This window comes from Rhodopirellula maiorica SM1 (genome assembly GCF_000346295.1).
In the GTDB taxonomy this organism is placed as follows: Bacteria; Planctomycetota; Planctomycetia; order Pirellulales; family Pirellulaceae; genus Novipirellula; species Novipirellula maiorica.
The window spans coordinates 1-6,586 of the sequence record NZ_ANOG01000007.1 but is presented as its reverse complement, the minus strand read 5'-3'; the positions used below and the strand labels follow the sequence as shown (position 1 = coordinate 6,586).

The following is a 6,586-nucleotide window of genomic DNA, read 5'->3' as shown; positions in this document are numbered from 1 at the left end:
ATGGTGGATGTTGGCATTGGTCTTGTTCTTGATCGTCAGCTCAACGGGCATTGCGGTGGTCGCAATCAATGTCTCGCGGCAAATCGATGGCAATGGGGGTGGATTCAACCCCATCGCAACGTTCCTTGTCTTGGGATTTGGCGCGTGCATCGTGATTTCCCAGGGAGCTCAGTTGGCCGTGATCGTCAAAGCATTCAAGAAAGACATCAAAACGGGTTTGTTAACCATGTTTGTCCCTTTCTATATTTTCTACTTCGTGATCAAAAATTGGCGTGAAACCGGGCGTTTGTTTATCACCGCGGTAGTGATGGGAATGGTCGCGGGCGGTTTCCTCGCCGGAGCGATCTCCGCCGGACTGTAGACGCAGCGGCATCCTCGCGAGACGCGACGTTCCGCTAACAAGCGTTCGCAACGCGAGTTAGTCTTCTTGCTGCGTCGGATATTCGGTTCTGGTGACTTTAAAACTGGCCACACCCAATAGTGTGATCGTCAAGGCAAATAGCACCAACAAGTGCGTTTCCGCCGGCTCGGCTCCGAACACATTCTCGGCGCGGCTGCGTGCTTCTTCCCATCCCATCCACTGAGCCAACAAGCCACGCAATCGATAGTTGATCGTGAACTTGTTGATCAAAGCCGGCACAAACGAAACTCCGTACTCGATCGCCAACGTGTAGAAGACCGCACTGACCATGGTTCGCTTGTAAAAGAGCACCCCAATCAAAACGTACAGAGCGGCGTGGGCAAAACACGACAAAACGGCCAGCACACACATCACCCACCACATTTGAAATCCTGCGGCCGGTCCGATAATCAACACACACAGTGTGATCGCGGTGATCGCGGCCGACAACGTCCATGCGACTGCGGTTAAATATTTGCCCAGCAATACCATTGAACGTCCCGACCGCCGCATTGCCAAATAGATCCACGTTTGGCCTTCGAGCTCGGTGCTAATCGCAGGCGTCGCCCACAACAACAGTCCCAGTAAACAGACGACTTCGGGGACGAGAAAGTAGAGTGTGATCCCCCATGGTTCGATCGGATCGATCGGCGCGACCGAACGTAATGTGGCGATCAAGGCCACGGGAAACGCAACCAATAGAAACCACATTGCGATGCGGCCGATCGTTAACGACCGGCCGAGTTCGAATCGCATCACGTCCAGTGGCAATGTCGCTATCACGCTGTTTCTCCGCGGTGATGTTTCAATAATGATTCGAACAGGGCGGCCAAGTTACCCTCGGCGGTCAGCAATTGATCGATCTGTAGCCCATCGTCTGCGATCCATCCGGCTAGCCGCTCGTAAAATTGACTCGGGTCCCGCAGCGCAATTCGCAACTCACTCCGTTCATCCGTTAATTGCAACGAATTGACCCACGGCATGTCGACCAAGCGATGAATCAATTGTGGTGCGTCAGGACCAATTACACGGACTTCCTGAGGCGTGTCCGATAGAATCGACTCGATTTCATCGGCAGTCCCCGAAGCCAGCAATCGGCCACCGAAAATCAACAGGAACGACGACGTCACGGATTCGATTTCCTGTAACACATGACTAGCGAACAGCAGCCCTTTGCCTTGCCGCGTCCACTGCTTCAACAGCGTCGTCATGTCGTCGCGGCCGACCGGATCCAACCCATTGTAGGGTTCATCCAAAATCAGCAAATCAGGATGATGTGCGATCGCTTGGGCAATTTTTGTGCGTTGTCTCATGCCCAACGAATAGGTCCCAATCGGGCGATGCATCGCCGAGGACATTCCTACCAATTCCAACGCAGCCTCGGCCATCAATTGACTCTCGCGACTTGAAAAGCCGTGCAAGCGTACGAGGTACGTTACCCATGTTTTCGCGGAAACGTTGGGATACAAGATATCCGTGGCCGGGCACAACCCGATGCGAGAAAGCAATCGACGATGCTGAAACGGATCCTGTCCAAAGACCGACACACGTCCGATCGTCGGCCGTAAATGCCCGATCAACAAATTGATCAGTGTTGTTTTGCCGGAGCCGTTCGGCCCCACTAACCCATAGGCACCGGTTGGCAGCGTCAGCGTCAAGTCATTGACGCCAATAACGTGCCCGTACAATTTGGTCGTGTTGTTGAGTTCGATCATCGCTTAGACACTCAACCTCGAGATCAAACGATGACGAACGACCCAAAACCCAATGACGGTAATGCCGACGAGTACAATGATCGACGGGACCACGCTTGCCGGCGTCGGATCCAAATCAAACACCCACGCTTGGACTTTGCCCAACGTGTGATACGGCGACAACAACCGCCAACGATCCACATCAATTCCAAGTGCCTCGTAATCAATCCGTCCGCGTCGCATCGATCGCGGTGGACGCTGACCCACCATCACGGAATAAGTCAGAATTTGATAGGCGACAAATCCCATCGCCCAAGTGGCGAACCAAGCAAAGGTGGCATAACGGCTTTCGCTGGTCAATGACGAATAGCCAACCGCAAGCGCGGTCGTCGGAATCATCAGCACGGCAGACGCCGCGACGATTCGCAGGGGGATGTCCCAGGTTTGCGAAACCACCGACAAATCGGGCGACAACAACACGCCGATGCAATACAACATGAACGCCGGAACGGTCACGATCATCAAAAGCAAGAACCAAATCACTGATGATTTTCCGACTATGTATTCGGTCGGTGAAAGCGGCCGCGAGAAGTAAAGCAGATATGCCTTGGTTCGCAGGTCGTACGAGACCAACATCGGCGCGATCAACCCGATCAACAACACCATGGCGAACAACTGAGGGTAACGAAAGAACGCTAAGATCAGCGTCGTCCAAACTTCATGTCGTGCTGCATCGGGATCCGAGATCACTCGCGTGGCGAGTTCCGGTTGTTGCAGCGGCCCTCGCAACAAGGTAAACACGAACTGCTTCATCTCGGCACTGGTCGACGAATATTCAAACGCAAAGATGCCAAACGCGGGTAGCAGCACGGGCAACCATGCGAACACCAACATCATACGCAACCATTTGCGTCGCCAAATCAGCGAGATGCCGCTGCGGGCGACCACAATAGGACGCAAAATTCGTGCAACGCGTGGGCCGTCCCAACCGCGATAACCAAGGTCATTGACCGGCATTCAGCGACTCCGTTGCATCATTCGTTAGCAGCGACTGTGGTCCCTTTGCGACGTCCATAAAGATTTTGTCCAGTGAATTGAGCGCAGGCTGCATACGGCGAATCGATGTTTGTGTCTCGGCCGCCCATTGCCAAACCCGCTCGGTGTCGGTCGCTTCGATCCCCTCGATTCGCAGCGATCCGTCGTCACTTTGCAAAACCAGAAACCCCGCGTCGGTTGCCTTGGCGACTAGTCCGGATGAATCGCCGAGCGTGGTGACGTGCAGCGTGGGGGAACTTGGACGACTGAGGTTTTCAAGGGAATCGACCACGCGCACTGTGCCTCCAACCAAGATGATCACGTTGTCGCAAACCGCACGCACGTCGGGCAAGATGTGAGTCGATAGGATCACCGATTTACCATGCCGTCGTGCCAACGTGCCAATCCGGCTTAACATCGCGGCTCGCTGATCAGGATCCAATCCCGTGGTCGGTTCATCTAGAATCATCAACGGCGGATCATGCACCAACGCTTGAGCAAACTTCAGCTTCTGACGCATGCCGGTCGAATACGATTGGATCTCGCGATACCGTTCTTCACCAAAGTCGCAGAAGTCCATCATCTCGTGAGCTCGCCGCAACGCTTCGGTACCCGCCAGACCCGACAAACGAGCCATCAACGCCACCGATTCGACACCGACCAACCCGGTGATGTAACAATCGTCCTCGGGCAGATAGCCCACCAAGTCACGGATTTGTCGTACGTCGCCGGGCCAAGTGTGCCCCAATACTTGTCCCGCACCGGATTGCGTTTTCACGAGTCCCAAAAGCGCTTTGATCATCGTGCTTTTGCCCGACCCGTTTGGTCCTAACAACCCCGTGATCCCCGGCGCCACGGTCAACGACACGTCCCGCAGCGCGGGCACACCTCGGTATAGCTTTGTGATGCCTTCGACTTGAACGACCGCGTCAATAATTACAACTCCCACGTAGTGGATGACGAAACAAGCGTGTATTGTAACGGTTGCAATGGCGCAGTGGTTCGGCAACCCGTCGCCTGATTCCATCATCAAGGAACGAACAAGTGAAAATATTTTCTACCATCACCATGCTGGCGTTTATCAGTGGATTGGTTTTCGTCAGCGGATGTTCGCCCCAGCCAGAGATGGGGCTGACCAAAGTGGATGCTGACGCGCCCACCGAATTCACCGAAACCGAATCGGGATTGAAGTATCGCATCTTGCGAAAAAGCGATGGTCCGAAACCTTCGGCCACCGATCGCGTGACGGTCGACTATACGGGGTGGCTGGACAACGGTACCGAGTTCGATAGCTCGTATGCCCGCCGCCAACCGGCCACATTTGGTCTGAACGAAGTGGTTCCGGGGTGGACCGAAGGGCTGCAGCTGATTGGCGAGGGAGGCATGATCGAATTAGAGATTCCTTACCAGCTCGGCTATGGCGCTGGTGGACGTCCCGGCAGCATCCCGCCGTATGCGACGCTGCACTTCAAGGTTGAACTGCACGAGATCCAGTAAGCTGCCAGGGAATTGTGGCGGGATAAATCAGCTGGGGGCGTTTGCAATCCGAAGCGCGGCGGGTTGGCTCGTGATGCGTAAGCGGCTGGCTTCGTTTGTTTTGGACGGATGAACGAAACTCTTGGCGGCTTGTTGATTTAATCGTTTAACAGTCTCCGAAGGCGTACTCGCATCCGTTATGCGTACGCCTATCGGCTAACGGTTAAACGAAGCATTCTAATTCGTAACACGCAAAAAAAAGGCACGCCCGAGAGCGTGCCTTTTTTCGTTTGAACTGCTGCTTTACTTAGCGTGAGCCGGCTTCTTGAAGGGCTTTTTCTTGCCTGGCTTTTTGCCAGCCATATTGGCCTTGCCTGCTTTTCCGCCTGATTTGAATTTCTTGTCTTTCAAACCAAATCGTTTGCCGGATGGCCGACCGCTGTCGGTATTGGCATAACGATTCGTGCTACGTTCATCCGCAACGCTAATGTTGAGCTGTTTTCCGGCAACCCAGGTGTTGCGAAGCGTTTGGAAGATGTCGTTGGGCATGCCCGCAGGCAGATCGACGGTGGTGTAATTGTGTTGGATATCGATCGGGCCAATGAATTCGCCGTTGATTCCGGCTTCATTTGCGATCGCGCCAACCAAGTTGCCTGGCTTGACGCCATCAGCACGTCCCACATCGACACGGAAACGTTGCATTCCGTCGCGAGGTGCACCGCCGATGCGACGTCCACCACGACGCGGTGGTCCCTCGTCGGATCGATTGAACCGATCTCGCTTGGAAGGACGCGAATCGTCGTAGCCGTTATCACGAGGCTTCTTGGATTTTGGTACGTCTTTTAGCAACAACGGACGACCGTTCTGTGCCATATCGGCCAGCGCGGCTGCGATCATTTCAACAGGCTGCCCCGATTTCTCGGCAAAGTCGGCAATCATCTGCTTGAAAAACGTCATATCGCGAGTTGCGATCGTTTCGGTAATGCGTTGATTGAAATTATCAACACGTTTGCGATTGATGTCGGCGGTCGATGGAGGATCGACAATCTCGATCGATTGTCGGGTGACACGTTCGATCGAACGCAGACGTCCTCGTTGGGAGTGCGACAACAAAATAATCGCTTCACCGCTTCGTCCAGCACGCCCAGTACGACCGATTCGATGGACATACGACTCGCTATCGTGAGGCGGATCAAAGTTGATCACGTGACTGATTCGAGGCACATCCAAACCACGTGCAGCGACGTCGGTCGCGACGATGATGTCCAAATGACCCGATTTTAGTTTATCGACAGTTCGTTCACGCAGAGCTTGTGGCATGTCGCCATTGAGCGCCGCGGCGGTATGCCCCCAGCGAACTAATTTGTCGGCCAACGTCGTGGTCGCTTCTTTGGTTTTGGTGAACACGATCACGCCATCGGTATCTTCCGATTCGAGCAACCGCATCAACAACTCGGTCTTGTCGCGAGGGGTCACATACAAGCAACGTTGGCGGATATTTGCGCCCGTCATTGTCTTGTGCTTGATCTGAATGGTTTCCGGGTCCTTCAGATGCTTTTGGGCAATCCGGCGAATCGGATCGGGAAGGGTGGCCGAAAAGAGGGCGATCTGAGTCGTCTCGGGTGTTTGATCCAACACGAATTGGACGTCTTCTAAGAAGCCCATGTTGAGCATCTCGTCGGCTTCGTCGAGCACCAAGCAATCGAGCGACCCGACTTTCAGCGAGCCACGCTTGATATGGTCAATCACACGGCCCGGGGTGCCAACGACGACTTGCACGCCGCGGCGAAGGGCTCGCAGTTGCGGTTCGTAGTCTTGTCCACCATAAATGGCACAAACCGAGAAACCGTCCATGCATGACCCGTAGGTCGAGAACGACTTGGCAACTTGGATCGCCAGCTCACGCGTTGGTGCGAGCACAAGGACTTGGACGTCTTTTTTCGAGGGTCAATCCGCGACAGGACGGGCAACGCAAATGCGG

Annotated in this window: 6 protein-coding genes and 1 pseudogene; 2 read left to right on the top strand and 5 right to left on the bottom strand. The window is 54.4% G+C overall.

What is annotated here, in order from left to right; all coding sequences use genetic code 11:
• Positions 1 to 361 (top strand): annotated as a pseudogene (locus RMSM_RS40475) (hypothetical protein); the annotation flags it as partial.
• Positions 362 to 418: 57 nt separating this feature from the next.
• On the opposite strand, the gene RMSM_RS00265 reads toward RMSM_RS40475, so the two are convergent.
• Genes RMSM_RS00265 through RMSM_RS00250 form a run of 4 tightly spaced genes read right to left on the bottom strand, consistent with a single transcriptional unit; the run spans position 419 to position 4,159 of the window.
• Positions 419 to 1,183 (bottom strand): hypothetical protein, encoded by a 765-nt coding sequence (locus RMSM_RS00265; RefSeq protein ID WP_008689771.1) that lies wholly within the window; start codon positions 1,181 to 1,183, stop codon positions 419 to 421.
• Positions 1,180 to 2,115, bottom strand: coding sequence for an ABC transporter ATP-binding protein (locus tag RMSM_RS00260; protein ID WP_008689769.1), 936 nt, complete (start codon positions 2,113 to 2,115; stop codon positions 1,180 to 1,182). The genes RMSM_RS00265 and RMSM_RS00260 overlap by 4 nt, the downstream gene beginning before the upstream one ends.
• Positions 2,116 to 2,118: 3 nt before the next feature.
• Positions 2,119 to 3,111 (bottom strand): ABC transporter permease subunit, encoded by a 993-nt coding sequence (locus RMSM_RS00255; protein WP_008689767.1) that lies wholly within the window; start codon positions 3,109 to 3,111, stop codon positions 2,119 to 2,121.
• Entirely contained in the window at positions 3,098 to 4,159 is a 1,062-nt protein-coding gene (locus tag RMSM_RS00250; RefSeq protein ID WP_008689765.1) for an ABC transporter ATP-binding protein, read from the bottom strand. The genes RMSM_RS00255 and RMSM_RS00250 overlap by 14 nt, the downstream gene beginning before the upstream one ends.
• 14 nt (positions 4,160 to 4,173) lie before the next feature.
• On the opposite strand from RMSM_RS00250, the gene RMSM_RS00245 reads away from it, so the two are divergent.
• The gene (locus RMSM_RS00245) at positions 4,174 to 4,626 is read left to right on the top strand and encodes an FKBP-type peptidyl-prolyl cis-trans isomerase (protein WP_236621941.1); all 453 of its coding nucleotides are present in this window, start codon (positions 4,174 to 4,176) and stop codon (positions 4,624 to 4,626) included.
• A gap of 282 nt (positions 4,627 to 4,908) precedes the next feature.
• Here RMSM_RS00245 and RMSM_RS00240 read toward each other — a convergent pair whose 3' ends face one another.
• On the bottom strand, positions 4,909 to 6,525 hold the full coding sequence (locus tag RMSM_RS00240) for a helicase-related protein (RefSeq protein WP_008689762.1): 1,617 nt from the start codon (positions 6,523 to 6,525) through the stop codon (positions 4,909 to 4,911).
• Positions 6,526 to 6,586: the final 61 nt, after the last annotated feature.

Bases quoted from the DNA above. Each gene is read 5' to 3' on its own strand.
- RMSM_RS00260 (WP_008689769.1), bottom strand. From the start codon at position 2,115: ATGATCGAACTCAACAACACGACCAAATTGTACGGGCACGTTATTGGC.
- RMSM_RS00255 (WP_008689767.1), bottom strand. From the start codon at position 3,111: ATGCCGGTCAATGACCTTGGTTATCGCGGTTGGGACGGCCCACGCGTT.
- RMSM_RS00250 (WP_008689765.1), bottom strand. From the start codon at position 4,159: ATGATGGAATCAGGCGACGGGTTGCCGAACCACTGCGCCATTGCAACC.